This window comes from Campylobacter showae CSUNSWCD, from assembly GCF_000313615.1.
GTDB lineage: Bacteria > Campylobacterota > Campylobacteria > Campylobacterales > Campylobacteraceae > Campylobacter_A > Campylobacter_A showae_A.
This window is the reverse complement of record NZ_AMZQ01000007.1, coordinates 46,118-71,186: the sequence shown is the minus strand read 5'-3', so window position 1 is coordinate 71,186 and position 25,069 is coordinate 46,118. Positions and strand designations below refer to the sequence as shown.

The window sequence follows — 25,069 nt, the reverse complement described above, 5'->3', positions numbered from 1 at the left end:
TAATGCAGCAAAATTACGGCGCGGAAAATATTAAAGTTTTAAAAGGGCTCGAAGCGGTTAGAAAACGCCCAGGCATGTACATCGGCGATACCAACATAAGCGGCCTACACCACATGATCTACGAAGTCGTCGATAACTCCATAGACGAGGCGATGGCGGGCTACTGCGATACGATTGATATCGAGCTAACGCGCGAAGGCTCTGCTATCATCACCGATAACGGACGCGGAATACCGGTAGGTATGCACCCTACGGAGAAAATTTCAGCCGCTACTGTAGTTTTAACCGTACTTCACGCAGGCGGTAAATTTGATAAAGATACTTATAAGGTTTCAGGCGGTCTGCATGGCGTTGGCGTTAGCGTCGTAAATGCCCTTTCTAAAAAACTGGTCGTAAATATCAAACGCGACGGCAAACTACATAGACAAGAGTTTTCAAAAGGTATCCCGCAAAGCGACCTGGAAGTTATAAAAACTACAAATAGAACCGGAACTCAGGTAGAGTTTTGGCCGGATGACAGCATTTTTGAGGTTACGGAATTTAACGATGAAATTTTAACTAAACGCTTTAGAGAGTTAGCCTATCTAAACCCAAAAATCACGATAAATTTTAAAGATCAAAGAAACGGTAGAAGCGAGAGTTTTCACTACGAGGGCGGACTTGAGAGCTTTGTAACCGATTTAAATAAAAACGAAGCCGTAAGTAAAGCGGTATCTTTTAGCGGCGGCGAAGAAGATGTGTTAGTTGATTTTGCCTTGATGTATAACGACACTTATAGCGAAAATTTACTAAGCTTCGTAAATAACATCAAAACTCCTGACGGCGGTACGCACGAAGCGGGATTTCGCGCTGGTCTAACTCGCGTGATAACAAACTATATCTCTGCAAACGCCGCAGCCCGCGAAAAAGACACAAAAATCACGGGCGAAGATATCCGTGAGGGCCTTATCGCAGTTATCAGCGTAAAGGTACCAGAGCCGCAGTTTGAGGGCCAGACAAAAGGAAAACTAGGCTCAAGCTACGTAAAACCTATCGTTCAAAAGATGGTTTTTGAGGTGCTTAGTAAATATTTTGAAGAAAACCCGATCGAAGCTCGCGCGATAATGGAAAAAGCGCTGATGGCGGCGCGCGGACGTGAAGCGGCGAAAAAAGCTCGCGATCTAACGCGTAAAAAAGAGGGTTTAAGCATAGGAACGCTGCCTGGCAAACTAGCCGACTGCCAGAGCAAAGATCCAACGATCAGCGAGCTTTATCTGGTGGAGGGCGACTCTGCGGGCGGTTCGGCTAAACAAGGACGCGATAGAGTTTTTCAAGCGATTTTGCCATTAAAAGGTAAAATTTTAAACGTCGAAAAATCGCGCTTAGATAAAATTTTAAAATCAGACGAAATAAAAAATATGATAACCGCTCTAGGCTGCGGTATCGGCGACGAATTTGATGCCGAGAGACTTCGCTATCATAAAATCATCATCATGACCGATGCCGACGTCGACGGTAGCCATATCCAGACGCTGCTTTTAACGTTTTTCTTTAGATTTTTACACAAAGTCGTGGAAAACGGTCACATCTATCTAGCTCAGCCTCCTCTTTACCGCTATAAAAAGGGCAAAAAAGAGATTTATCTAAAAGATGAAAGAGCACTGAACGAATTTCTAATCGAAACCGGTATCGAAGGGGTCGAGTTTGAAGGTATAGGAAACGCTGATCTCATAGACTTTTTAAAGCTAGTCGCGGCTTATAGAAGCGTGTTAAAAGAGCTTGAAAAGCGCTTTAGCGTGATTTCTGCTGTTAGATATATGATTGAAAATCCAGATATCGTTTCAAAAAGCTACGGTGAAATTTATGAAATTTTGAAAAATTATTTAGAAGCTCAGGGGCACAATATCCTAAACTCATACGTCAGTGAAGAAGAGGCACGAATTTACGTACAAACCGAAAGCGGTTTGGAAGAGCTTTTGGTAAATGAAAATTTATTTACAAATCCGCTTTATGAGGAAGCGCTTTATATCAGTCAAAAGATAAAAGAGCGCGGCATCGAGCTAAAAGGCGATGTAATAGACGTACTAGACGAGATAGAGAAAAATGCCAAAAAAGGCGCCTATATACAACGCTATAAAGGCCTTGGCGAGATGAATCCGGAACAGCTATGGGAAACGACGATGAACCCTGAAAATCGCCGTTTGTTAAAGATAAACATAAACGATGTAGTAAGCGCTTCGGATACGTTTAATCTCTTCATGGGCGACGAGGTCGAACCGCGAAGAAACTATATACAAGAGCACGCAAAAGACGTGAAACATTTGGACGTGTAAAATGCTAAAATCAGAACTAAAAGAACGATCAAATAGGTTTAAAACCGCGCTCGAGATCTCTTCTATTTTTATTTTCAGCGTTATTATTTTGATGTATATTTTCGTTAAAAAAGATGATATAGATTTTGACATCAATGACATCATTTTGATCACTATTTTAGTTCTATGTCAAGTTTATTTTACGGCCTACAAAATTTATCAAAGCTTTCAAACGAGCGTACTTGATCAAGTAACAAAAGCCTATAATAGAGACGAAATTTTAAGACTTTTATCAAAGCAAGCTTCTAAATTTAAAGGCAAAAGCGGCGGCAATATGCTAATGCTAAAGATCGAAAATTTAAACGATATAAACGAACGTTATAGCTTTGTTAGCACCGATATTTTGCTCAAACGACTAGTCGAGAGACTGGAAAAATTTCTAAATGAAAAAGTGTCTAAAAATACGCTTATAGGTAGATATTCAAACGAATATTTTCTAATCTTTTGCGAGAGTAAAAGTACCGAGCTAATCCATCTTTTAAACGTTTTTGAAAAGAGCATTTTAAGCGACGGAATTTACAATATCGAGCTAAAGATCAAATTTGACGCTATCGATATAAATCACTCAGCAAGCCTCAAAAACTCGGTCTCATATCTCATCCAAAAGCTAAACGAAAGCGATAGCGAAGATAAAGTAGATATCACCGACGATCTTGAAAAAGACGTCTGCAACTGCATCGATATGCAAAGATTTATCTTCCAAACTCAGCTCGTTAAAAGCCTTCGTTTCGGGCAAAATTTGAAAAATATCATTGTAAAAGTTTACACCGATAAGCAAGGTCTCGTCTCAAAAGCAAAAGTGCAAAATATCGCGAACAAAAACGGCTACGAGGTACTTTTTGACATAAACGTCATCAAAAAGCTATCCGAGCTTAAATTTAAAGACGAAGATCCGATCGTTATCGAAATTTCGTCGGTTTCGATTAGAAATTTAAAATTTACGAATTTTATAAAAGAGTTCGTACAGCTAGGCAAAATCGATCCAAACCGCGTTATTTTCGAGTTTAGCGAGAAGCTAGTATATGATGAGATAAATAGATTTAGAGAAATTTTAACGGAGTATAAAAACCTCGGTTTCCGCTTTGCGCTTAATAAATTCGGCGGCAACAACGCGGGCTTTGAATATTTTAAATATTTGCCGATAGATTTTGTTATTTACGACATCGAATTTAACAAAAATATCAAAAACGACAAATTTAAAACCCTGTTAGAAAATCTAAATTTGACCGCAAAAAGAGTAGGCGTAAAATCCATCGTGAGATTTGTAGAGGATGACGAGTTTTACAACATCGCGGAGCGCTATCAGACTGACTTCGCACAAGGCTTTTTGATAGAGAAGCCAAAAGAAATTTAAAGGAAAAAAATGCAAGAAAATGAGGTCGTAGAGCCAAAATACGGCGAGAAAATAATAAGCGAATTTGACGTAGAAAAAGACCTAGAAATATGGGAAAATAAGCACGAGCGCGACTATAAGATCAAGATCACGCTGCCAGAGTTTTGCTGCCTATGCCCGCGATCTGGGTATCCTGATTTTGCGACGATATATCTCGAGTATGTGCCGGCTAAATTCGTCGTCGAGCTAAAAGCGATCAAACTTTACATCAATAGCTTCATGACGCGAAACATCAGCCATGAAGATAGCATAAACGAAATTTACGAAGTTTTAGAGCGAAAGCTAGCACCAAAATGGATGAAGATCACGGGTGATTTTAACCCGCGCGGCAATGTCCATACGGTGATTGAAATTTGCTCGGACGAGATAATCAAAAAAACGCAAGAGCAAAGCTTTGAAGCGCCGAAATTTGAGAAATTTTTGCGAGATAGCGAGCGTAGTTTCGATAGAAGCGGTTACGGCGGACGCGAGTCTAAATTTAGCAAAGACGGCTCTCGCGGTAAGAGTTTTGGCGCCGATAAAAAAGGTGCGAAAACAGGTGATAGAAAACCTCGCGCGAGTAAAGATAAATTTGACGATAAACCGCGAAGGGCTAGTAGCAAAGAAGGTTTTAAAAAGCCTGAATTTGCCGGCGAAAAGCGCGCCCGCGTCGTGAAAAAATCATCGGAAGATAAATGATAAGCGCGCAGCTGATCGAACATATCTTTAAAGCTGCGTCCATCTCGCGCTGGAACGACTATCCCAAGATGACGAATTTAGTCGAGCTTGACAAGCAGGCGCATAAATTTATCATCGCGTATTTTATTGCAAAGCTCGAGCATGGCGCCGATATGAACTACATCATCGAGGCCGGTATTTTCGAGTTTCTCGCGCGAGTCGTGGTCACGGATATACGCCCCGATGTGTTTCATCAGATGCAAAAAACCAAAAACGAGCAGATAAACGCCTGGGTGTTAACGATCCTAGAAGGGCTCGTAAAGGATGTCGAGGGCGGTAAATTTTTAGAGCGAATGCGCCGCTATCTCACGCACAAAGACAAAGCTCACGCCAAAGAGCGCCTGATCCTAAAGGCCGCTAGTTATCTCGCGACGCGCTGGGAGTTTTCGATCGTTTATCAAACGAGCAAATTTTTAAGCGACATAGACGAGCTAAAAGCGCGCGTGGAGGAGGAGCTGGAGGATTATTACGAGCTAATAGGCGTGCGCAAAATCGTGATGAATCAAAAGCTAGCCAAGCTAGTCGATCTAGCCGGCAGACTGCGCTTTCAAAAGCGCTGGGCGCAGACGCCGCGCATCCCTGAAACGGCGGTTCTAGGCCATATGTTAGTCGTGGCGATTTTGAGTTATTTTTACTCGCTTGAGGTAAAGGCCTGCAAATCAAGGCTAGAAAACAACTTCTTTTGCGCGCTCTTTCACGATCTGCCCGAGTCGCTAACGCGCGATATCATTAGCCCCGTAAAATACGGTATCGAAGGGCTAAACGAGATAATCAGCGAATACGAAATGCGCCTGATAGACGAGAAAATTTTGCCTTTCGTGCCTGAAAATTTTAGAGACGAGTTTAGCTATATCCTCGGTATCCGCATGGAAGGCGGCAAATTTATCAAAAACGAGTTTGAAAATAGGATCTGCGAGAAAAAGCCTCTGCATCACGAGGGCACGATGGAGAACGTAAATGAGGATAAATTTAACGCCATCGACGGCAAAGCGCTTAAATTTTGCGACAAGCTCGCGGCGTTTTTCGAGGCGGGGATCTCGATCAGCTACGGCGTGAAGTCAAACGAACTAACCGAAGGCTTTAATAATATGGATAAATTTTTTCAGAAAAATCAGAGCTTGGACGGAGTGAATTTTTTAAAAGTTTGCGATGATTTTAAGGAACATTTTTCGCTTTTGCAGGTTTAAAAAAACCCTCTCTCAGATGACTGCGGCACACGCCTAGCCTAAGTGCTCTGCTGTGTTCCCACCCTGAAGCGGTGCCTAGAAGAGACATTGCACAGGTCTAAGAAAGGGCAAGAGCGATTTTACTCAAATTTTACTTAAATATATTTTAGGCGGCAACATGGGATTTGATATAAAATGTAAATTTTTGTCGTTGTTTAGGGAGTTTTTGGTCTATCATCACCGCTCGCTAGAGTTTCGCGCGAAGGTCTTTGCGGCTATCATCTCGGCCAAACTCAATCCCGAAGAGGATGATTTTGAGAATTTATACGATATCTCGAGCGAAATTTACGGCAGCGACGAGAACCGCAAACTCGTGCTTATAGAAACCACCAAAGAATACGTCTCCCGCATAAAGCGCAAAGATCCTATGACGCTTGATAGCTTGCTTTTGGCGATCGACCAGGCCATCAGAGCGAACAAAAACTATGCGCTAAAGATCGACTTTGAGCACCTACGCAGACTCATCGACGCCGACGAATACGAAGGCCTAGTGCAGCAGCGCGTGTATGATTTTTTACTCTACGAGGTAAAAACCTATGCGCCAAACAGATAAAACCTCAAATTTAAAGATCAAATTTTTCCTATTTTTACTGCTCTTTAGCGGCGCTTTTTATGCGGTGTTTTATTATGGATTTGATTTTTGGGAGGCGATACGCTTGATGATGGTATTTACAAAGAGGTCGATATGTCGAATGCCGGTAGCGCGACCGATATAAATTTTACCGTCAAAAAGGCCGATATCTACGAGATAAGTTTCATCTACGCACAAGATCCGTAAAAGCAAAAAGAGGAAGAAAAACGCAGCGAGGAGGCCTTCCCAGAATACGGTAAAGAGGCGTTTACGAAGTGGTTTTGCCAGAAGTCTACGGCTGCTAAGCTGGCTGGATACTACGGTTATACGACGCAAGGCGTCCCTGAGCCAATTGGCACGAGTGAAGAGGAAAAAGCGGCCTGTACGAGCGAAAAAATCTTGCCAAAAGTTATGCTCAAATCTCTACATAACCGCAAAATAAGCTACGCAAAAGGCGGCGAGGTAAACGAGCTAAAGCAAAATTTAAGCACCCTAACCGAAACCTTTGATCTGTCAAAATACGGCGCGGCTTCATGGTACAGCGCGCCAAACGGAGGCTTTGCTCACGATGAAGTTTTGCTCCGCGCTGAGCTCGAAAAAGGCGAATATAGCGTAAAAGTGCAGGCTCTAAGCGACGCGCCTGAGCTAAAAAAGATTGTGACGTTTATTAAAATCAGCAAATATCACAACTGGAAATAAAAATTTACCGTTTTGCAAGTCAAATTTGACTAAAAATATTAAAAATTTCTAAGCCCTATTTTCAAATTTGAACGGATCAAATTTGGATCAAATTTAGCCTTTGCTTGCGCTAAATTTCCAAAATTTTCGCCAGTGTCGAGGAAATTTTGCAGATAATAAACGCCTCTGTATCCGTGCTCGTACAAAATCTCGCTCATCGCCGAGATATCGTCCTCGCCCAGCAAGTCCGCGTGCACCGTCGTTCTAATCTCAAATTTAAAGCCGTTTTGTAGTAAAAACTCAAGCGTTTGCAAGAAATTTTTATATAAATTTAAGCCGGTAACCTTTAGAAATTTCTCCTTCGGCGCTTTAAAATCAAGCGCGATATAGTCGATCAAATTTAGCGAGATAGCCTGTCCAAGCGCGGTCAAATTTGAGCCGTTGGTATCTACTTTGAGCGAAAAGCCGCGAGACTTTACTTCGCGAGCTAGCGGTAAAAACGCTGGGCTAAGCGTGCATTCGCCGCCGCTAAAAACCACGCCGCTAAGCTTGCCTTTGCGCTTGTCTAAAAATTTGATAAACTCGGCGCAGCTGATCTGTCCAGCGCCCGTGACGATAGGGACGTTGTAGCAGTAGGCGCAGCGCATGTTACAGCCCGCAAACCACGCTATACAGGCGGTTTTGTCGGGGTAGTCTAGGGTCGTAAAGGGGGTGAGCGAGTAAAGCGGAAAATCAGCGTCTTTCACGTTTTACTCGCAGGAGTTTAGTGGGATTTTGGCTCGCAAAATTTGACGCGCTCTTTGTGCTCGCCTTTTTTGCCGAGGTTAAAGCTCTCTACCGGGCGGTGATAGCCCATTACGCGGGTGTAGACGACGCATTTAGTGCGTTTTGCTTCGAGCGAAGCTAGGATTTCTTTGTCGCTCATTTGTCACTCCTTGATAATTGATGTCAAATAGTATAGCACTTTGTAGATAACTACCGTCTTAAATTTATCGGCGCGCCTTTGTTTTTCAGCCATTGTTAAAAGTATGGTAATATCCGCGTTACGATTAAATTTAAAACAAAGGAAAAACATGACAAAAGTCAAATTTCACGGCGCAGATGTCGCGCTAAAAGGCGAAGAGGTATTCGTAGGCTCATATGCGCCTGAGGTCACGCTAGTCGGGCAGGATCTAGGTGAGTTTAAGGTTGGCGGCAACAACGGCATCGAGATACTAGTGACTGTCCCGTCGCTAGATACGGGCGTTTGCGCGACTGAGACGCGTAAATTTAACGAAAAAATGGCGGCAAAACAGGCGATCAAACTAAGCGTGATTTCGATGGATCTGCCGTTTGCGATGGGGAGATTTTGCTCTACGGAGGGCATCAAAAATTTAAAAGTCGGCAGCGACTTTAGAGCTAGAGAGTTTGGCGAAAAATACGGCATAATCATCGGCGAAGGACCGCTTGCGGGGCTTTTAGCTAGAGCCGTTTTCGTTATCAAAGACGGCGTTATCATCCACAAACAAATCGTCCCTGAGATCGCGGACGAGCCGAACTACGATGCGGTATTTGACGCGATAAAATCAAGCGGAGGCTGCGGCTGCGGGTGCATGTAAGCCAAATTTAAAGGCCGCGAGAGCGGTCTTTTCTGCAAAAATTATAAAAGATAATAGAATTAGTAACTTATGCTATTATCTTAGTTTTCACTATCTAGTTTATTTTTGATCTTTTTAATAAAGTCAAAATATTCTTTTTTATATTTTCTTTTTTAGCATTAATTGCTAGTGTATTTTTTATCTCTTGTTTTTTTTCTTTATTTTGATCTACGGCTTTATCTATATTGTAAATACTAGATTTCTTTTTATCGTATTCATAGCTTTCATTGTACTGTTTGATTTTATCTGATACATAATCTACTTTATAAAAATCTTCAAGTGTTTCTATTGTATTGGATTTATCAGATATTTCATCATACTCAAGCCAATTTTCTTTTAAATCAGGAAAATCTCTTTCAAAATCTTTTCTTTTGTCTTTTGAAGCCTTATCACTATCAGATACTATGAGGAATTTTTTACCAGTTAACATCATCATTGTAGTTATTGTATTAACTTCTTTTATACCACCTATATATACTAGCCCACAATCTTTAAAATCTTTATCTTTATAGGCAATTTTAAACATTTTATAATCCGTATATCCTTCAAAAATAATATTTTTTGACTGTATACTTTCAAATATATGGCTTCCAATCGCTCTTTTTAAAAGTTCGTCTTCTTGAAACGGTGATTTGCCTTGTGGGACTATTTCTGAAATATCATCCTTTCTTTCTATAACTAGATGTCTCTCTATGCACTCGTTATCTATCATAAAAGGAGAATGAGTAGAATAAATTACAACAGCTTTTTCTGAAATTTCGAGTAATTCTTCTTTTAAAAATCTCGCACTAGTTGGATACAAAAAAGTATCTGGCTCATCAAATAAAATTAATCTACTATAGGCTTCTTGCGTTCTAGATTCAATCGAAAGTATAAGCAATATCGCTATAAACCTTTTAAAGCCATCGCTCCTATCCTCATTAGAATAAAACTCTTTTTCTTTTATTCGTATATCAAACTCTTCGCCATCTTTTCTTATAACAAACTCTATATTTTTTAAGTCAGGCCATATTTTTCTAAATTCTTTTGTAGCTTTCTTAGATATATTTTCTAAAAAGCTATGTAGCCCTTTATCTTTCTTGGTTGCATTTTCAATATCTTGTTGAATATCTTTTATATTGCTTAAATAAAAAATATTTTTTAAAGGTATACACATATCTGGATTATTTTTAAAGTCTTCTATGTTTACACTAGATGGCAATAAATGACTATCGCTATACTCCCAAAACATAACTTGCCTATAAATATTCTCTATGTGTATTATATTTTTTATTATTTTAAAAACAATTCTCTCTACGTAATCATATGTCAAAGGCTCAAACAAAGAACTATTACTTTCGCTTTCTAATTTTGTGATTTGCCTATTACCTACATGATAGTAGAATAAGTTAGATACTTTATATTTATCATTTAGTTCTTCATGTTCCCAATAGGTTAAGCTCGGTTTCGCATTGTCTTTTATATCTAATTTTAATACGATTTCATCAAAAGCGTCTTTAATAAAATTTGTAATACTTAAATTATTTTCAAAAATATCTAAGCTTTCTATAGTATATTCTTCGGTTAATTTTTTTTCAATAATATCAAACATATCTTGGTTGAGTTTGAATATGGCATAAATATAACATTCGTCATCATCTGAGGCTGTTTTTCTTTGGTCTTTTATGCTAACCTTATATCCACCAAATACTGCAGATACAGCCTTTAATATATTGCTTTTTCCAGCCTCGTTTTTGCCTACTAAGACTAAACATTTTTTTCCGTTTTTTTCTTTGATATCTATCTTCATATCTTCTATAGAACGAAAATTTTTTATTTCAAATCTATCTAGTTTCATATGTTAATCTTTTTGCTCTCTACTGACACCCCTCGCACTCGATCGAGCGATCGGCGACGTTGTTTAGTTTTTCGCTATCCGGGCTTTCGGAGCGTAGATAGTAGGTCGATTTTAGTCCCAGCTCCCACGCGAGCGTATAAATTTCGCTCAGATATCCGCCGCTAGCCTTGTCTAGGCTCATGAAAATATTTAGGCTTTGCCCCTGGTCGATCCACTTTTGGCGGATGGCGCCGGCACGCACGAGTACGCGCTGATCTAGCTCATACGCAGGCGTATAGAACTGCCACGTCTCAGGGCTGAGATTTGGCACGACATTTGGTATCATGCCGCTTAGATTGTGCTCGAACCATTTGCGCTTATAGACGGGCTCGATCGTCTGCGTGGTGCCCACGAGTATGCTGATGCTTGACGTCGGTGCGATAGCCATCAGATAGCCGTTTCGCATGCCGTCTTTTTTGACCTTTTCGCGCAGTTTGCTCCAGTCGCAGGCATTTTCGTCAAATAGCCCGCCTCTATCGTTTAGAAGCGCTTTGGCATTTGCGTTTGCCGTGTCGATAGGCATCACTCCCCTGCTCCACTTTGAGCCTTCAAAGAGTGGATAAACGCCCTTTTCTACCGCCAAATTTGAGCTGGCGTAGATGGCGTTGTAGCTTATGTTTTCCATCACGCTATCGATGAGTGCTAGGTGCTCGTAGCTGCCCCATTTCACGCCGCGCTCGGCTAACATCTGCGCCTCGCCCATGACGCCAAGGCCGATCGAGCGAGAGGCTAGGTTGGTGTGCTTGACCTTTTTGTGCGGGTAGAAATTTAGATCGATGACGTTATCTAGCATACGTACGGCGATCGGCACGACGCGCTCGATGTCCTCTTTTTTGTTGATTTTGCTTAAATTTATGCTCGCGAGGTTGCACACGGCGGTTTTGCCTTCGATGCTTTCTTTTTCGACGATGAAAATTTGCTCTCCGCCGATACTATCTAGCGCGCTTAGCTTTTTGGCCTTTTTGGTTATACCGCTATCAACAGTGACGTCTTCTTCCTCGTCAAACAGCCGCTCGGAGCCGTTATCAAACGTGATCTTGATCTTGTAGTAGTTTGGTTGCGTGTTTTGGAAAATTTCGGTGCATAAATTTGAGCTTCTGATGATACCGTCGTGGTCGTTTGGATTGGCTTTGTTGGCATTATCTTTAAAGCACAAAAACGGCATGCCTGATTCAAAATAGCTAGTTAAAATTTTCTTCCACAGTTCCTTTGCCATGACGACGTTTTTTTGGATCTTTTCATCGTTTTCATATGCTAGGTAGCGCGCCTCGAACTCGTCGCCGTATAGATCGCACAGATCGGCGACCTCTGCCGGGTCAAACAGGCTCCAGCGCGCGTTTTCTTTTACGCGTTTCATGAAAAGGTCGTTTATCCAAAGCGCAGGGAATAGCTCATGCGCTCTGCGGCGCTCTTCACCCGAGTTTTTGCGCAGATCCAGGAAGTCGCTCACGTCCATGTGCCACGGCTCGACGTAGACGGCTATCGCGCCCTTTCTCGTGCCTAGTTGATCGACGGCGACGGCGATGTCGTTCGTGACTTTTAGAAACGGTATGATGCCGCCTGCGGCGTTTTTATGTCCGTCGATGCTGCCGCCCATAGCGCGCACTTTACACCAGTCCCAGCCGATACCGCCGCCAAATTTGCTAAGAAGAGCCATCTCTTTGTAGCTATCAAAAATTCCCTCGATATTATCAGGCGTGCTTCCAACGTAGCAAGAGCTTAGCTGGTGGCGCGTCGTGCGGGCGTTTGAGAGCGTCGGAGTGGCGAGCATGACTTCAAATTTAGATATGAGGTCGTAAAATTTCTTCGCCCAGCCTTGGCAGTCTAGTTCGTTTTGCGCGAGGAACATCGCGATCGCCATAAACATCTGCTGCGGTAGCTCGATTGGAGCGCCGCTGCGGTCTTTGATGAGGTAGCGGTCGTATAGCGTCTTGATACCAAGATATGCAAACTGCAAGTCGCGCTCGGGCCTGATGTAGTCGTTTAGGTCGTCTAGATTGTATTTTTCTTTTAGCCCTGGGATGATACGGCCCGCTTTTTCGCCTTTTTGTAGATAGTCGCGCAGGTGGTTGTAGCCGCTAAAGCCCGTGACCTTGTGATAAAGGTCGTATAAAAATAGCCTCGCCGCAACAAATGTCCAGTTTGGGCGGTCGATGTCGATCTTTTCGACGGCCGTTTTTATGAGGGTTTGCTGTATCTCCTCGGTCGTTATCATATCGCGAAATTGAATTTTCGCGTCCACCTCGAGCTCGCTTAGGCTCACGTTTGTTAGCCCTGCGACCGCCTCGCTTGTGTATTTTTTGATCTTGCTTACGTCAAGCTCTTCCGTGCGCCCATTTCGTTTTAGTACTTTCATTAAATTTCGCCCTACTTTCCGAATACTCTCGCAAATATCCCATCTACGTGCCTCGCGTAATATGCATAATCAAAGCACTCTTTTATCTCGGCTTCGCCCAGGCTTGCGCGTAGCTCCTCGTCGGCGAGCAAATTTTGTAAAAACAGGCTCTCGCCGTTTTCGTTTATCGCCTTTTTGCCCTCCTGTAGATCAGCCCAAACCTTCATCGCGTTGCGCTGTACGATCTTGTACGCATTTTCGCGCGAAATCCCGCGCTGTGGAAGCTGCAGAAGCACGCGCTGAGAAAAGACGAGCCCGCCTGTTAAATTTAGATTTTTCATCATATTTTCGGGATAAACTACCAAATTTGCGATCAAATTCGTAATACGCGCGAGCATGAAATCAGCCGTGATGAAGGCATCGGGCAGGATAAATCGCTCGACCGAGCTGTGGCTGATGTCGCGTTCGTGCCAGAGCGCGACGTTTTCGAGCGCCGGCGTCACGTATGAGCGCAGCATCCTGCAAAGGCCGGTGATGTTTTCGCTAAGCACGGGATTGCGTTTGTGCGGCATCGCGCTGGAGCCCTTTTGGCCTGGGCTGAAGTACTCCTCGGCTTCGTAAACTTCCGTCCTTTGGAAGTGGCGGACGGCGACAGCGATCTTTTCGCAGGTGGCGGCTAGCACGGCGATCGCGCTGATGACGTGAGCGTAGCGGTCGCGCTGGATAACCTGATTTGACGCCGGGGCGGGCTTTAGACCAAGCTCGGCGCAGGTTAGCTCTTCAAATTCAAGCGGTGCGTGAGCGAAATTTCCCATCGCGCCGCTTAGTTTGCCGTAGGCGGCGACCTCTTTGGCATCTTGTAGCAACTTTAGCGCTCGCGCGACCTCGTCGTACCAGACCGCAAGCACGAGCCCGAAGGTGATTGGCTCGCCGTGGATGCCGTGGCTGCGGCCGACCATCATCGTGTTTTTGTGCTCCTGCGCTCTGGTTTTGATCGCACTCATGAGGCCTTTTACGTCCTCGATGATGAGCTCCATGCTGCTTTTGATCTGAAGCGCGACGGCGGTATCGATGCAATCGCTGCTAGTCATGCCGTAGTGCACGAAGCGGCTCTCCTCGCCCAGGCTCTCGCTCACGCTCGTTAGAAACGCGATCACGTCGTGCTTGGTCGTCTTTTCTATCTCGTCGATGCGCGCTACGTCAAATTTAGCGTTTTTGCAAATTTTATCGCAGTCCGCATCGCTGATAAAACCCAGCTTATTCCACGCTTTGACCGCGGCCTTTTCGACCTCCAGCCACGCACCGTATTTTGCCTGCATATTCCACTTCTGCGCCATTTGTTCGCGCGAATATCTCTCTACCATCTTTAGCCTTTTTTATGCGAATTTTTGTATAATTTTTTAAGGAAAGATTATATAAAAACTGGGCTGAAAAGGCGGTTAGTATCCGCTAAATTTGCCCTTAAATTTTAGATTTAAAGAGTGAAAATTGCCTTATATTCATAAATTTATTGCGCATGCCGAAGGGCAAAAAGCGTATGAAATTTTGCTACAAAACGGCTATAAAATGCGTGAAGCCCAGCGCCTCATCGACAAAGGCCGACTCATCTGCGACGGCGCGGTCGTCAGCGAGAAAAACACTTTGCTAAGCGGTGAAATTTGCCTGATAGAGTATGAGACGAATCCACGCGGGCTAAAGCCGGTTTTTGAGTGCGATAAATTTGCCGTTTTCGATAAACCCAGCGGCGTGCTTAGCCACCCAAACGGCAGGCACTGCGAGTACTCGCTAAATGACGAAATTTGGTCACTATACGGCCGCGAGGCGTCGGTCGCACATCGCTTGGACTGTGAAACGAGTGGACTCATCGTCGTAGGTAAAGATAAAAATGCGGTCGTAAATTTGAAAAAACTTTTTGAAAATCGGCGGGTTTATAAAAGCTACGTCGCGCTCGTACACGGAAAAATAAGCGGAAATTTGCATATCGAAGCGAATATGAATCTAGTAAATGACTACGACGACGTGAAAATGCGAATGCGAATTTGCGAGGACGGCAAAAGCGCGGTTACGGAGATTTTGCCGTTAGAGTATTTTGCCGATATCGATGCGACGCTGGTTCGAGCCGTACCGCTCACGGGTAGACAGCATCAAATTCGTTTGCATTTGTTCCACGTGGAACATAAGATTTTAGGTGAACCGCTCTACGGCCTAGCACGACCGCAAATCGAGAAAATTTTAGATAAAGAGATGAGCAAAACCGAGCGAATTTTAACGACCGGAGCGCCTAGACTGTTGCTGCACTCGGATGAAATTTGTTTTAAATTCGATGGTATAGAATACAGAATAAAATCTAAATTCGACGCACAAGATGAATTTTATAAACTCGTAAAGCACGGATAAATTCTGAGCCATTTTTACGACCGGTGTTTTCCGTTCGCTAGTTTTATAAAATCTGACGGCATAGAAGCAGTAAATTTTAGATACACAACATCCGTATGCGATAGTGTTATTCGCAAAACGATGTAGCAAAATTTAGCTGTGATTAGACGCTATATGCCTGCATAAAAAGCATTTTTACTTTGGCTATATAGTATTAGTATTGTGTGTTTGCTTGGTAAGCCTGTTCTACTTCGGTTTTAGTAAAAAGCTCAAAAGATAAACTAACATAATTCTTGTCAGTAAATTTGGTCTTGTTGGTTAGTGCTCGGTTGAATTTAGACGGTTGAAAACGGGTTTTAGCATCGACCGGTTGGATTAAGCAGAAATTTATGGGGGGGGGTAGAATTACGCAAAATTTTATTTAAGGAGTATTTTTCATGAGTTTTATTAAAAAAACTTTCGGCGGACTTAGCGCGTCTTATTACCTGCGACATCTATTTTTCGGCGCTATTTTTACGACTTTATATGTCATACTTTTTATAGTATGGGAGATAAACGAGTTCTTACATATATTGTCCTTGCAGGAAACACCTTTTTATATCCATATTCTCGCTTTGTTTATGAAAGTATCGTAGGCTTCATATTTGGCAAAAACGTCTTTTTTGTAAATGCTATTTTTTTACTCGTCGCTAAATTTATGACGATGCTTATTTGTTGGAGTTTTGCAGTTTTTATTGCGCCGGTAGGAATTTTATATCTATATTTTTATCACACGAAAAATAAAACTTTTGACGAGTGAAAATCAACCTGCGCGTAGGCGGCTCGGCAAATTTATAGCCAAAGGTTAAAACCCGAATGCCGCCTCGGCGCTGCCGATTTTTATTACATTGCCGCTTTGTGTCATCACACCTAAGCCGTGCTCCATGTCCCACGAGCAACTAAACTGAAAGCCGATCTTTGCGGTGTTGCCTATGATATAGATATTTTGTAGCTCCAATAGCTTGCTAAATTCCTTCGGCTCGCATATGTCTGGCATGAAATCGCCTTTTATCTCATCCGGGTAGTCGTAAATTTCCTGTAACTTTGGATAGTTTTTTAAAATTTCGGTTAAGATGTCTGTTAAAATTTCTTCCTGATTTTGCTTTAAAAACTCCAGCACATCTGTTTGTGCTTGATTCGGCTCGTTCGTCTTCTCGCCGTACTCATCTAAAAATAAGCAATGAAGCTCGCCTTCTTGCTCTAAAATTTTGTTAAAATAATCCAGTCGCAGCGGAAAGCTTAAGTCTTGGTATTTCTCATCTTCAAATTTAGATAAAATTTTGGGCTCCGTAAGATGTGCGTTAAAAAACTCCGCGACCTTTGGGCTACGGGTGAAAAGATACTCCTCATTTGCTTCGTATCTTTTTCTCAAAAACTCAAGCGCCTCCTGCTCTGCTCCGCACTCTAAGCAGCACTCGCCGTTATAATAATCGTTTACGTAGGACGGATCTTCCTTGCTTCTGGCATGCTTGTCCATCTCACCCAGCCAGTACAGCATATTTGGGGCATCGCCCGCCCATTTGTACTCATTTACCATACGTGCCGCATAGATATATGAGGCGTAAACACGATATTTTTCATCATCAGCCTCTGCCCATTTTTCCTCTATAAAGCGAATGATTTCCGCTCTTGTGATTTTGGATTTTTTAAGTAACGATTTGTCTAAGAATATGCCGATCTCGTCCATTATTTTTTGAGCGTCCATTGCTACTCCGTTATAAATTTTCTACTGATTTGCCTTACGGTCTGAAAATAATCACCGAATTTTTTCTCTACTTTTTTAAAGTTTTTTATCCTATACACATCTTTTTTGTCGCGATGACAGAGTATCAGATAGGTTGTAAAGTGTAAAATATCTAAAATTTCGGCCCTTAAATTTTTATCTTTTATATAAGTTTCTAGGCAGATTTTTAGGATTTTTTTGAAAATTTTCTTATCAAAATAACAAAAATCGTAGAGCAAAACGAAAAACGAGTTATCGTTATTTCTATCTATTTGCTCTCTTAAAAATGCTATATCATCGGTCACGTTCGTCATAAAAAGCCGTCTTTATGATTAGACCAAGCCCTATAAAAACCACGATGCAAACGAAAACTATTTGGGATATATCAAGCAGTGTCATTTTGCCGTCTTGGCTAGCGTTTTGCCGTTTGTTTGGTTGTCTCGCTCTTTTAGCTGACCGCACGCTGCGCTGATATCTAGCCCCTTGCTCTGCCTGATGGTGCAGGTCACGCCGTGATCTCGCAGGTACGTCTGAAATGCCTCCATATCGGCTGTGTTTGGGCGTCCGTATTCGCTACCCTCGTGTGGGTTAAAGTAGATCAAATTTACCTTTGCCTTGATGCCGTGCAGCAGCGAGACGAGCTTTTTGGCGTCCTTTATGCCGTCGTTCATGTCTTTTATGACGAGATACTCAAACATCACTCGCTTGCGCATATCGATGGGAAACCCCCTCACCGCCTCCATAACGGACTCGATTTTGTAGGCGTTATTTATCGGCATCAGCTTGCTGCGAAGCTCGTTAGTAACGGCATGTAAAGATATCGCTAACAGCACACCCAGATCCATCTCGCCGAGCTTTTTTATCTGGCTACCTAGCCCGCTAGTACTAACGGTTTGGCGGCGCGGTGCGATAGCTAATCCATCGTTTTCCTTTAAAATTTTTATGGCTTTACTAACGTTTTCTAGGTTATCTAGAGGCTCGCCCATGCCCATATATACGACGTTTACGCGGCGCTCGTATGGGATTTTGTTTTCTCTTTTTATCCATAAAATTTGCCCTACGATCTCGCCCGGCGTTAGGTTTCTCGTTAGTCCGCTCTTACCCGTTAGACAAAACGAACAGCCCATACGGCAGCCTACCTGCGAACTAACACAGATCGTATAACGAGCATGGCGCGCTACCTCGCCGTTTTTGTCGCTGAGTTCCTCTTTCATCGGTAGTAGTACGCTTTCTATCCGCAGTCCGTCCTTGAGCTCGAAAAGATACTTTATAGAGCCGTCGGCGCTCTGCTCAAATTTGACACATTTTAGCGGATCAAGGTAAAATTGCTGCGCCAAATTTGCGCGCAGATCCTTCGGTAAATTTAGCATTTCATCAAAACTAGTTGCGTTTTTTTTGTATAGCCACTCGAAAATTTGCTTCGCACGAAATGGTGGCGAGAGCTGTTCTTTTAGCTCGTCTAATGTAAAATCAAGCAAATTTTTCAAATGATTTCCTTTTGTTTTAGGTATTTTTCGAGCTCTTTTTTGGCTTGCTCGTGATTTTTTATAAAATCGGCATGCGCATTTTTATCGCAGAAATTCGTTGCGACAAAAATGCCGTAAGCGGGGATTTGAAATTTTTGCGCGACTTTGAGGACGGCAAAAAATTCCATATTTTCTAAAAAATATCCGCGCGAAAAAAGCTCGTGAGCTAAATTTTGATCGGTCGTGATAAAATTTGAGGAGTTTGTCTTGCATGTTCCACGTGGAACAATAGAAACGATTTCACTCTCTATCGGCGAATAGCTTTTATTTTCTAGGCTTGAAATTTCTATATTTGCCGCGACTGAGCTCTCGTAAATTTTAAAAATTTCACCCTCTCTGTAAAGCCCTGCCGAGCCTATAAAAATAATCTCGTTCGGTAGTGCGTTTAAAACTTTATTAGGGTTTTGTGAGGATTTCGTGCTTTGCAAAATAGGCGAATCTATCAAATTTAGCCTTTCGTCAAACTGTCCATTAGCCGCCAAATTTTGCTCGTATCTGTCACAACCATCGACCATAGTTCGCTTTTGCAAAAGCGCCGTCAAATTTATGCTCATATCCACTAGCCCCACGCCCATAGGTAGAGCGAATGCAAATACTTCATTTCGTCCGGCTGAAATAATCACGCCCAGCCCTTTTGCGCACTAAATTTGAGCTCAAATTTCACAGCCTAACCTCGATACCTTGATTACGCAAATACGTCTTAAGCGCCTTGATTTCGATCTCTCTAAAGTGAAAGATAGAGGCTGCCAGACACGCGTCCGCACCCGCTAAAAATGCGTCCTTAAAGTGCTCCATATTGCCCGCACCGCCGCTTGCGATGACTGGGATGTCAAGCTCGCTAAAAATGCGCGTCAAATTTAACTCAAAGCCGTTTTTAACGCCGTCGCAGTCCATCGACGTGAGTAAAATTTCGCCCGCACCGCGCTCCTGCGCTTCTTTCGCCCAAATAAGAGCGTCCTTGCCCGTATCTAGCCTACCGCCGTTTATAAAAACGCTGTAATTATCGCCTGTTTTCTTTGCGTCGATCGCGACTACGACGCACTGCGAGCCGAATTTATTTGCCGCTTCGTCTATCAAATTTGGATTTTTTATCGCAGCTGAGTTGAGGCTAATTTTGTCGCATCCGACGTTTAGCAGACGCGAGATATCGTCGATCGTACGGATACCGCCGCCTACTGTTAGCGGGATAAAAAGCTCGCGTGCGACCCGCTCTACTACATCCACGATCGTATCGCGCTCAAGGTGTGACGCCGTGATATCGAGGAAGCACAGCTCGTCCGCGCCTTCCTCGTTGTAGCGTTTGGCTATCTCGACCGGATCGCCCGCGTCCACGAGACCTACGAAATTTACGCCCTTCACCACTCGTCCGTCTTTGACGTCTAGGCACGGAATTATACGTTTTGCAAAATGATTCATCGCTCTTCTTTAGCTAAAATTTCGCTTTATTTTAGCTAAATTTGACTTATCTAATCATTACATAAGATATTTTTGGGTAAAATCGGCAAAAATTTAAGGTAAATTTACGCCGATGCCGCAAACATCGGTGTGCTTTAGGTGGGTGCAGGGAGCTTGCTCCCGCCCGTAAAGAGTGGCTTCGCTACTCTGCGGAGTTAAAATGGAAAATATTAAAGCAAAAAAATGCTTCGGACAAAATTTTTTACACGACGAAGCGACGCTAAACAAAATCATCCAAGCGATTCCCAAAGATACGCGAAATATCGTTGAGATTGGGCCTGGCTTAGGTGATTTGACATTTAGAATTTTGCGGATTTGCGGCGTAACTAGCTATGAGATAGATACCGAGCTTTTTGCGTTGCTACAGAAAAAATTCGCAAACGAAATTCAAAACGGACGATTGAAACTTTTTTGCAAAGATGCGCTGGATCAGTGGAGTGAAGGCGGCCTAAACGATGAGCCGTATTTTTTAGCGGCAAACCTGCCCTACTACGTCGCTACGAAGATGATCCTAAATGCGATCGAAGACGAAAAATGTCGCGGTCTGGTCGTGATGATACAAAAGGAAGTCGCGCTCAAATTTAGCGCGAAAAGCGGCGATAGAGATTTTAGCTCTTTGGCGATTTTGGCTTCGCTTCAAGGCGGCTGCGAGCTGCTTTTTGACGTGGATGCGAGCTGCTTTAATCCGCCGCCGAAGGTGACTTCCTCGGTTATAAAACTGCAAAAAAGTAAAAATTTAATAGACGAAACGGGCGTATTTAAGAGTAAATTTGAATACGAAAAATTTAAAACTTACCTCAAAATCGCCTTTAGCGCACCCAGAAAAACGCTGATGAAAAATTTGAGTTCAAGCTATAACAAGCCTGAAATCGAGCGAATTTTTAGCATGCTAAATTTGAGCGCAAACATACGTCCACACGAGCTAAATGTCGATCTTTATCTAGAAGTATTTAAAAATTTAAAGGAAGATAATGAACGACAAAAACGAAGAAAAAGCGGTAGTTTCTCAGGGCAAGAGCAATAAAAAGCGCAGATTTCGCCCAAGAAATAAAAATAAACAAGAAAATTTAGATCAAAACGCGCAAAACGGCGAACAAAAAGCTAGTCAAAGCGTGATAGATAATTTCTTTTTAGAGCCTTTTGACGGTAGCGAACAGCACGCGCAAAACGGCGAACAAGCTAACGCTAACAAACAAAATGGCAAAAGAAATCGCAGTAAAAACAACAAACAAAACTCTCAAAACAGTGCGCAAAGCGAAAATAAAAACGCTAACAAACAAACCGCAAACGCCGAAAATCAAACGGGCGAAGCTAAGCCGAAAAAACAGCGAAAGCCGAAGAAAAATTTACCCGCCAAGCTAAATGGTAACGAGCAGTGGCAGCAAGATATCGCCGCGTCTATGGAGGCAAATAAGGCCGTCCACGAACTGCGCCTGGAGCCGATGAAATACCTAAACTCGACCGATCATAGGATCCGCATCACGCCTCTTGGCGGACTAGGCGAGATCGGCGGAAATATGACCGTATTTGAGACTGACACGAGCGCGATCATCGTCGATATCGGCATGAGTTTTCCTAGCGAGAGTATGCACGGCGTGGATATCCTGATCCCAGACTTTGACTATGTGCGCAAGATAAAAGACAAGATAAAAGGCGTCGTCATCACGCACGCCCATGAGGATCACATCGGCGCGGTGCCCTACTTTTACAAAGAGTTTAAATTTCCGATTTACGCTACGCCGTTGCCGCTGGGTATGATAAATAACAAATTTGAAGAGCACGGGCTAAAACAGGAGCGTTCGCTTTTCCGCTCGGTTGAGAAGCGTAAGCCGTATTTGATCGGAGATTTTGAGGTCGAGTGGATACATATCACGCACTCTATCATCGATGCCAGCGCGCTTGCCATCACGACAAAGGCGGGCACTATCATCCACACGGGCGACTTTAAGATCGACCACACGCCGATTGATGGCTACCCAACAGACCTTGGCAGACTCGCATACTACGGCGAACGCGGCGTACTGTGCCTGATGAGCGATAGCACGAACAGCTACCGCGAGGGCTTTACAAAAAGCGAAAGCAGCGTAGGCAGAACCTTTGACGCGATATTTTCCAAAGCCAAAGGTCGTGTGATAATGAGCACGTTTAGCTCCAACATCCACCGTGTCTATCAGGCGATCGACTGGGGGCTAAAATACAACCGCAAGGTATGCGTCATCGGCCGCAGCATGGAGCGTAACCTCTACACGGCGATGGAACTTGGCTACATCAAGCTCGATAAGAAAATTTTCATCGACGCTAACGAAGTCGGCAAATTTAAAGATAACGAGGTGCTGATCGTCACCACCGGCTCTCAGGGCGAGACGATGAGCGCGCTGTACCGCATGGCTACAGACGAGCACAAATACATCAAAATAAAGCCGACCGATCAGATCATCATCAGCTCAAAAGCGATCCCTGGCAACGAAAGCAGCGTCTCGACGGTGCTAAATTTTCTCATCAAATCAGGCGCTAGCGTCGCGTATCAGGACTTTAGCGAGATACACGTGAGCGGTCACGCCGCGCAAGAGGAGCAAAAACTGATGCTGCGCCTGATAAAGCCTAAATTTTTCCTTCCCGTTCACGGCGAATACAACCACATCGCAAAGCATAAAGAAACTGCCGTGGCATGTGGCGTGGATGAGCGAAACATCTATCTGATGAGCGACGGCGATCAGATAGAAATTTGCCAAAAATACATGAAGCGCGCCAAGACGGTAAAAACTGGCAAGGTCTTTATCGACAACCAAATCAACAAGCAAATTTCAGACGACGTCGTGATCGATAGGCAAAATTTGGCCGAAGCGGGCGTCGTGATGATCATCGCGCAAATCTCTCGCCACGGCGCTAAGCTCATAAACAAGCCTCGCGTCATCAGCTACGGACTCGTGGGCGATAAGCAAGACGGCGAGTTTAGAAAAGAGATGGAGGGCGTGCTGGAGCAGTATCTAAGCAATGTTAAAGAGGAGCTTTTAAAAGACGGCAGGATACTCGAGGGGCAGGTGCGCCAAGTCATCCGCAAGCATATATTTAGAAAAGTCAAAAAATATCCGACCATCGTGCCGATCATATACCTGATGTAAGGGCGTAAAATGAGCGAGATGATAAAAATAGCCGCTAACGTGCTAAAGACCGAAGCTAACGAGCTAACAAGGAACGCCGAGATTTTAGACGGCGAATTTGAAAATGCGGTCGAGATTTTATACCAAACTAAAGGCAAAGTCGTGGTCACGGGCGTGGGCAAGAGCGGACACGTCGGCACAAAGATCGCCGCGACACTTGCTAGCACGGGCACGCCTAGCTTTTTTATGCATCCGACCGAGGCAATGCACGGCGATCTGGGCATGATCGGCAAGGATGATACGCTACTAGCCATTAGCTTTAGCGGCGAGAGCGAGGAGCTAACCAAAATCCTGCCTCACGTGCAGCGTTTTGGCGTGCCGATAGTTGCGATGGCGAAGGATAAATTTAGTACGCTGGGCAAATTTAGCGACGCCTTTGTGAAGCTTGACGTTGGCAAAGAGGCCTGCCCGCTGGATGCCGCGCCAACTAGCTCGACGACGCTAACGTTAGCCTTAGGTGATGCGTTAGCCGTTTGCCTAATGGAAAAGCGAGGCTTTAAAAAAGAGGATTTTGCAAATTTTCATCCTGGCGGAAGCCTTGGCAAGAGATTATTTTTAAAAGTAAAAGACGTGATGAGAAGCGAAAATTTGCCTATAGTCCGCTGGAATGCGAGCCTAAAGCAGGCGATCGACACGATGACGCACGGCAAACTCGGCACCGTCCTCATCGTCGATAAAGACGGCGTTTTGGATGCGATCTTGAGCGACGGAGACCTTAGGCGCGCGCTGATGAGAGAGGACTTTGATCTAAACGACGCTGCGATCAAATACGCGACTCTAAAGCCCAAAGAGCTAAATAATAAAGAGATGTTAGCGATAGATGCGTTAGCGCTCATCGAGCGTTACAAGATCCAGTTACTAGCCGTCGTAGAAAACGGCGTTCCGGTCGGTGTTTTACACATACACGACCTTGCAAATTTAGGACTATAAAATGCAAAAAAGCAGACTAAACAAATTTATATCGCATAACACGAGTTATTCTCGCAGAGAGGCCGACGAGCTCATAAAACAGGGCAAAGTTAGCGTAAACGGCCGCGTCGTTAGCGAGCTGGCTACTAGCGTTAGCGACGAAGATAAAGTAAAGATAAACGGCCGCATAGTGAGGCTAAAAAAAGAATTTACGATGATCGTTTATCACAAACAAAAAGGCGAACTCGTTAGTAAAAAAGACGACCGCGGACGCAAAACGATCTATGATAGTTTGGATCGTCAGTTTGCAAAATTTGTTAGTATCGGGCGGCTTGACTATGCTAGCGAGGGGCTACTTTTGCTAACGGACGCTCCAGCGATCGCTACCGCGCTGATGAATAGCGATGTCGAGCGCGAATACTATCTAAAAGTAAAGGGCGAGATAACGCCCGAAGTGGTAACGGCGATGAATGAGGGGTTTTTTGCTGCGGACGCTACCAAGGGGGCGCATGCTAAAACTGCGATAAAATCAATGGAATTTAAGCCGTTTTTGGACTATAAAATTTTTGGCTCAAGCGGTGGCTTTACGAAGCTAAAAGTCGTGATAAACGAAGGACAAAACCGCGAGCTACGCAGGTTTTTTGGCTATTTCGACCTTGAGGTAATGGATCTAAAACGCGTTAGTTTCGGTCGCGTCGATCTTGGTATGCTAAAACCCGGAAAATGGCGTTATTTTGAAAACGGCGAATACGAAGCGCTGAGGGATTTTCTAAAGGTAAATAACGTTAGGTACTAACCTTTTATAAAACGTTAGCGATTAATTATGTAAAATTCATAGTTAAAAATTAACGTTAGCCAATAGTTCATCAAACTGGTAAACTGGCGGAAAAATTGATCAAATTTTTGGAATAGGTGCAAATTTAACCGATAAAAATGAAATTTCAACATTTACCGTTAATAAGTCAAGTAAATTTACTAACGTTTAAACGCCTGTTTGGACGTCAAATTTGCAAACTATGAGGAGACTTATTAAAGGAGACTTATTAAGTTTGGTTTACTAAAATTTAGTTGTAAAAGATTAATTGACTCCTTTCAA

General features: G+C 43.5%; 23 protein-coding genes, 1 other RNA gene and 1 pseudogene. 14 read left to right on the top strand and 11 right to left on the bottom strand.

The window, feature by feature from the left end; genetic code table 11:
* Positions 1–2 precede the first annotated feature (2 nt).
* The 4 genes and pseudogenes from gyrB to CSUNSWCD_RS05035 all read left to right on the top strand — a co-directional run bounded on the left by gyrB (position 3) and on the right by CSUNSWCD_RS05035 (position 5,648).
* Complete coding sequence (gene gyrB / locus CSUNSWCD_RS05050) at positions 3–2,312, top strand: DNA topoisomerase (ATP-hydrolyzing) subunit B (protein ID WP_009494750.1); 2,310 nt, start codon at positions 3–5, stop codon at positions 2,310–2,312.
* A gap of 1 nt (position 2,313) precedes the next feature.
* Positions 2,314–3,705 (top strand): EAL domain-containing protein, encoded by a 1,392-nt coding sequence (locus CSUNSWCD_RS05045; RefSeq protein ID WP_009494749.1) that lies wholly within the window; start codon positions 2,314–2,316, stop codon positions 3,703–3,705.
* Positions 3,706–3,714: 9 nt separating this feature from the next.
* Positions 3,715–4,113: pseudogene (gene queF, locus CSUNSWCD_RS11700) on the top strand (preQ(1) synthase); the annotation flags it as partial.
* Positions 4,114–4,418: 305 nt separating this feature from the next.
* Positions 4,419–5,648, top strand: a complete 1,230-nt coding sequence (locus CSUNSWCD_RS05035; protein WP_009494747.1) for an HD domain-containing protein — start codon at positions 4,419–4,421, stop codon at positions 5,646–5,648.
* Between the two features lie 6 nt (positions 5,649–5,654).
* On the opposite strand, the gene ffs is transcribed toward CSUNSWCD_RS05035, so the two are convergent.
* An RNA gene (ffs, locus tag CSUNSWCD_RS11010) (signal recognition particle sRNA small type) lies at positions 5,655–5,752 on the bottom strand.
* Between the two features lie 53 nt (positions 5,753–5,805).
* On the opposite strand from ffs, the gene CSUNSWCD_RS05030 reads away from it, so the two are divergent.
* From CSUNSWCD_RS05030 to CSUNSWCD_RS05025, 3 genes are all read left to right on the top strand, one after another.
* Positions 5,806–6,240 (top strand): hypothetical protein, encoded by a 435-nt coding sequence (locus CSUNSWCD_RS05030; protein WP_009494746.1) that lies wholly within the window; start codon positions 5,806–5,808, stop codon positions 6,238–6,240.
* 87 nt (positions 6,241–6,327) lie between these two features.
* On the top strand, positions 6,328–6,465 hold the full coding sequence (locus tag CSUNSWCD_RS11270) for a hypothetical protein (RefSeq protein ID WP_009494745.1): 138 nt from the start codon (positions 6,328–6,330) through the stop codon (positions 6,463–6,465).
* 192 nt (positions 6,466–6,657) lie between these two features.
* On the top strand, positions 6,658–6,957 hold the full coding sequence (locus tag CSUNSWCD_RS05025; RefSeq protein ID WP_009494744.1) for a hypothetical protein: 300 nt from the start codon (positions 6,658–6,660) through the stop codon (positions 6,955–6,957).
* A 38-nt stretch (positions 6,958–6,995) separates the two neighbouring features.
* On the opposite strand, the gene CSUNSWCD_RS05020 is transcribed toward CSUNSWCD_RS05025, so the two are convergent.
* Together CSUNSWCD_RS05020 and nrdD are read right to left on the bottom strand one after the other, a co-directional pair.
* Positions 6,996–7,682, bottom strand: a complete 687-nt coding sequence (locus CSUNSWCD_RS05020; protein WP_009494743.1) for an anaerobic ribonucleoside-triphosphate reductase activating protein — start codon at positions 7,680–7,682, stop codon at positions 6,996–6,998.
* A gap of 17 nt (positions 7,683–7,699) precedes the next feature.
* Positions 7,700–7,861, bottom strand: a complete 162-nt coding sequence (gene nrdD / locus CSUNSWCD_RS11265; protein WP_009494742.1) for an anaerobic ribonucleoside-triphosphate reductase — start codon at positions 7,859–7,861, stop codon at positions 7,700–7,702.
* A 148-nt stretch (positions 7,862–8,009) separates the two neighbouring features.
* On the opposite strand from nrdD, the gene tpx reads away from it, so the two are divergent.
* The gene (gene tpx, locus CSUNSWCD_RS05010; protein WP_009494740.1) at positions 8,010–8,534 is read left to right on the top strand and encodes a thiol peroxidase; all 525 of its coding nucleotides are present in this window, start codon (positions 8,010–8,012) and stop codon (positions 8,532–8,534) included.
* A gap of 94 nt (positions 8,535–8,628) precedes the next feature.
* Here the strand turns inward: tpx and CSUNSWCD_RS05005 are convergent, their stop codons facing one another.
* The 3 genes from CSUNSWCD_RS05005 to purB are packed head-to-tail and all read right to left on the bottom strand — an operon-like array spanning position 8,629 to position 14,148.
* Entirely contained in the window at positions 8,629–10,410 is a 1,782-nt protein-coding gene (locus tag CSUNSWCD_RS05005) for an AAA family ATPase (protein ID WP_009494739.1), read from the bottom strand.
* A 19-nt stretch (positions 10,411–10,429) separates the two neighbouring features.
* Complete coding sequence (locus tag CSUNSWCD_RS05000) at positions 10,430–12,805, bottom strand: ribonucleoside-diphosphate reductase subunit alpha (protein ID WP_009494738.1); 2,376 nt, start codon at positions 12,803–12,805, stop codon at positions 10,430–10,432.
* 11 nt (positions 12,806–12,816) lie between these two features.
* A complete protein-coding gene (purB, locus tag CSUNSWCD_RS04995) occupies positions 12,817–14,148 on the bottom strand; it encodes an adenylosuccinate lyase (protein WP_009494737.1) in 1,332 nt (443 codons plus the stop codon).
* A gap of 124 nt (positions 14,149–14,272) precedes the next feature.
* Between purB and CSUNSWCD_RS04990 the strand changes: the two genes are divergently transcribed.
* Entirely contained in the window at positions 14,273–15,181 is a 909-nt protein-coding gene (locus tag CSUNSWCD_RS04990) for a pseudouridine synthase family protein (RefSeq protein WP_009494736.1), read from the top strand.
* A 416-nt stretch (positions 15,182–15,597) separates the two neighbouring features.
* Positions 15,598–15,795 (top strand): hypothetical protein, encoded by a 198-nt coding sequence (locus CSUNSWCD_RS11695; RefSeq protein ID WP_244263912.1) that lies wholly within the window; start codon positions 15,598–15,600, stop codon positions 15,793–15,795.
* 209 nt (positions 15,796–16,004) lie between these two features.
* Here the strand turns inward: CSUNSWCD_RS11695 and CSUNSWCD_RS04980 are convergent, their stop codons facing one another.
* The 5 genes from CSUNSWCD_RS04980 to hisF all read right to left on the bottom strand — a co-directional run bounded on the left by CSUNSWCD_RS04980 (position 16,005) and on the right by hisF (position 19,864).
* Complete coding sequence (locus tag CSUNSWCD_RS04980; protein WP_009494733.1) at positions 16,005–16,904, bottom strand: DUF6985 domain-containing protein; 900 nt, start codon at positions 16,902–16,904, stop codon at positions 16,005–16,007.
* Positions 16,905–16,906: 2 nt separating this feature from the next.
* Positions 16,907–17,236 carry a hypothetical protein gene (locus CSUNSWCD_RS04975; protein WP_009494732.1) on the bottom strand — a complete coding sequence of 110 codons (330 nt, stop codon included), beginning with the start codon at positions 17,234–17,236 and terminating at the stop codon, positions 16,907–16,909.
* An 81-nt stretch (positions 17,237–17,317) separates the two neighbouring features.
* Entirely contained in the window at positions 17,318–18,409 is a 1,092-nt protein-coding gene (gene rlmN / locus CSUNSWCD_RS04970) for a dual-specificity RNA methyltransferase RlmN (protein WP_009494731.1), read from the bottom strand.
* Positions 18,406–19,071, bottom strand: a complete 666-nt coding sequence (locus CSUNSWCD_RS04965) for a purine-nucleoside phosphorylase (protein ID WP_009494730.1) — start codon at positions 19,069–19,071, stop codon at positions 18,406–18,408. The genes rlmN and CSUNSWCD_RS04965 overlap by 4 nt, the downstream gene beginning before the upstream one ends.
* A gap of 37 nt (positions 19,072–19,108) precedes the next feature.
* A complete protein-coding gene (gene hisF, locus CSUNSWCD_RS04960; protein ID WP_009494729.1) occupies positions 19,109–19,864 on the bottom strand; it encodes an imidazole glycerol phosphate synthase subunit HisF in 756 nt (251 codons plus the stop codon).
* 199 nt (positions 19,865–20,063) lie between these two features.
* On the opposite strand from hisF, the gene rsmA reads away from it, so the two are divergent.
* Genes rsmA through CSUNSWCD_RS04940 form a run of 4 tightly spaced genes read left to right on the top strand, consistent with a single transcriptional unit; the run spans position 20,064 to position 24,769 of the window.
* Positions 20,064–20,927 carry a 16S rRNA (adenine(1518)-N(6)/adenine(1519)-N(6))-dimethyltransferase RsmA gene (rsmA, locus tag CSUNSWCD_RS04955; protein WP_009494728.1) on the top strand — a complete coding sequence of 288 codons (864 nt, stop codon included), beginning with the start codon at positions 20,064–20,066 and terminating at the stop codon, positions 20,925–20,927.
* Positions 20,875–23,025: a ribonuclease J gene (locus CSUNSWCD_RS04950; protein ID WP_208853714.1), complete on the top strand. Its 2,151-nt coding sequence runs from the start codon at positions 20,875–20,877 to the stop codon at positions 23,023–23,025. Before rsmA ends, CSUNSWCD_RS04950 begins: the two co-directional genes overlap by 53 nt.
* 9 nt (positions 23,026–23,034) lie before the next feature.
* Positions 23,035–23,994: a KpsF/GutQ family sugar-phosphate isomerase gene (locus CSUNSWCD_RS04945; RefSeq protein ID WP_009494726.1), complete on the top strand. Its 960-nt coding sequence runs from the start codon at positions 23,035–23,037 to the stop codon at positions 23,992–23,994.
* 1 nt (position 23,995) lies between these two features.
* Positions 23,996–24,769 (top strand): pseudouridine synthase, encoded by a 774-nt coding sequence (locus tag CSUNSWCD_RS04940; protein ID WP_009494721.1) that lies wholly within the window; start codon positions 23,996–23,998, stop codon positions 24,767–24,769.
* The last annotated feature ends 300 nt before the right edge of the window (positions 24,770–25,069 follow it).

Excerpts from the sequence above, each read along its gene's own strand:
- gyrB (WP_009494750.1), top strand. The coding sequence starts at position 3 with ATGCAGCAAAATTACGGCGCGGAAAATATTAAAGTTTTAAAAGGGCTC.
- CSUNSWCD_RS05045 (WP_009494749.1), top strand. The coding sequence starts at position 2,314 with ATGCTAAAATCAGAACTAAAAGAACGATCAAATAGGTTTAAAACCGCG.
- CSUNSWCD_RS05035 (WP_009494747.1), top strand. The coding sequence starts at position 4,419 with ATGATAAGCGCGCAGCTGATCGAACATATCTTTAAAGCTGCGTCCATC.
- CSUNSWCD_RS05030 (WP_009494746.1), top strand. The coding sequence starts at position 5,806 with ATGGGATTTGATATAAAATGTAAATTTTTGTCGTTGTTTAGGGAGTTT.
- nrdD (WP_009494742.1), bottom strand. The coding sequence starts at position 7,861 with ATGAGCGACAAAGAAATCCTAGCTTCGCTCGAAGCAAAACGCACTAAA.
- tpx (WP_009494740.1), top strand. The coding sequence starts at position 8,010 with ATGACAAAAGTCAAATTTCACGGCGCAGATGTCGCGCTAAAAGGCGAA.
- CSUNSWCD_RS05005 (WP_009494739.1), bottom strand. The coding sequence starts at position 10,410 with ATGAAACTAGATAGATTTGAAATAAAAAATTTTCGTTCTATAGAAGAT.
- CSUNSWCD_RS05000 (WP_009494738.1), bottom strand. The coding sequence starts at position 12,805 with ATGAAAGTACTAAAACGAAATGGGCGCACGGAAGAGCTTGACGTAAGC.
- purB (WP_009494737.1), bottom strand. The coding sequence starts at position 14,148 with ATGGTAGAGAGATATTCGCGCGAACAAATGGCGCAGAAGTGGAATATG.
- CSUNSWCD_RS11695 (WP_244263912.1), top strand. The coding sequence starts at position 15,598 with ATGAGTTTTATTAAAAAAACTTTCGGCGGACTTAGCGCGTCTTATTAC.
- CSUNSWCD_RS04980 (WP_009494733.1), bottom strand. The coding sequence starts at position 16,904 with ATGGACGCTCAAAAAATAATGGACGAGATCGGCATATTCTTAGACAAA.
- CSUNSWCD_RS04975 (WP_009494732.1), bottom strand. The coding sequence starts at position 17,236 with ATGACGAACGTGACCGATGATATAGCATTTTTAAGAGAGCAAATAGAT.
- hisF (WP_009494729.1), bottom strand. The coding sequence starts at position 19,864 with ATGAATCATTTTGCAAAACGTATAATTCCGTGCCTAGACGTCAAAGAC.
- rsmA (WP_009494728.1), top strand. The coding sequence starts at position 20,064 with ATGGAAAATATTAAAGCAAAAAAATGCTTCGGACAAAATTTTTTACAC.
- CSUNSWCD_RS04950 (WP_208853714.1), top strand. The coding sequence starts at position 20,875 with ATGAACGACAAAAACGAAGAAAAAGCGGTAGTTTCTCAGGGCAAGAGC.
- CSUNSWCD_RS04945 (WP_009494726.1), top strand. The coding sequence starts at position 23,035 with ATGAGCGAGATGATAAAAATAGCCGCTAACGTGCTAAAGACCGAAGCT.
- CSUNSWCD_RS04940 (WP_009494721.1), top strand. The coding sequence starts at position 23,996 with ATGCAAAAAAGCAGACTAAACAAATTTATATCGCATAACACGAGTTAT.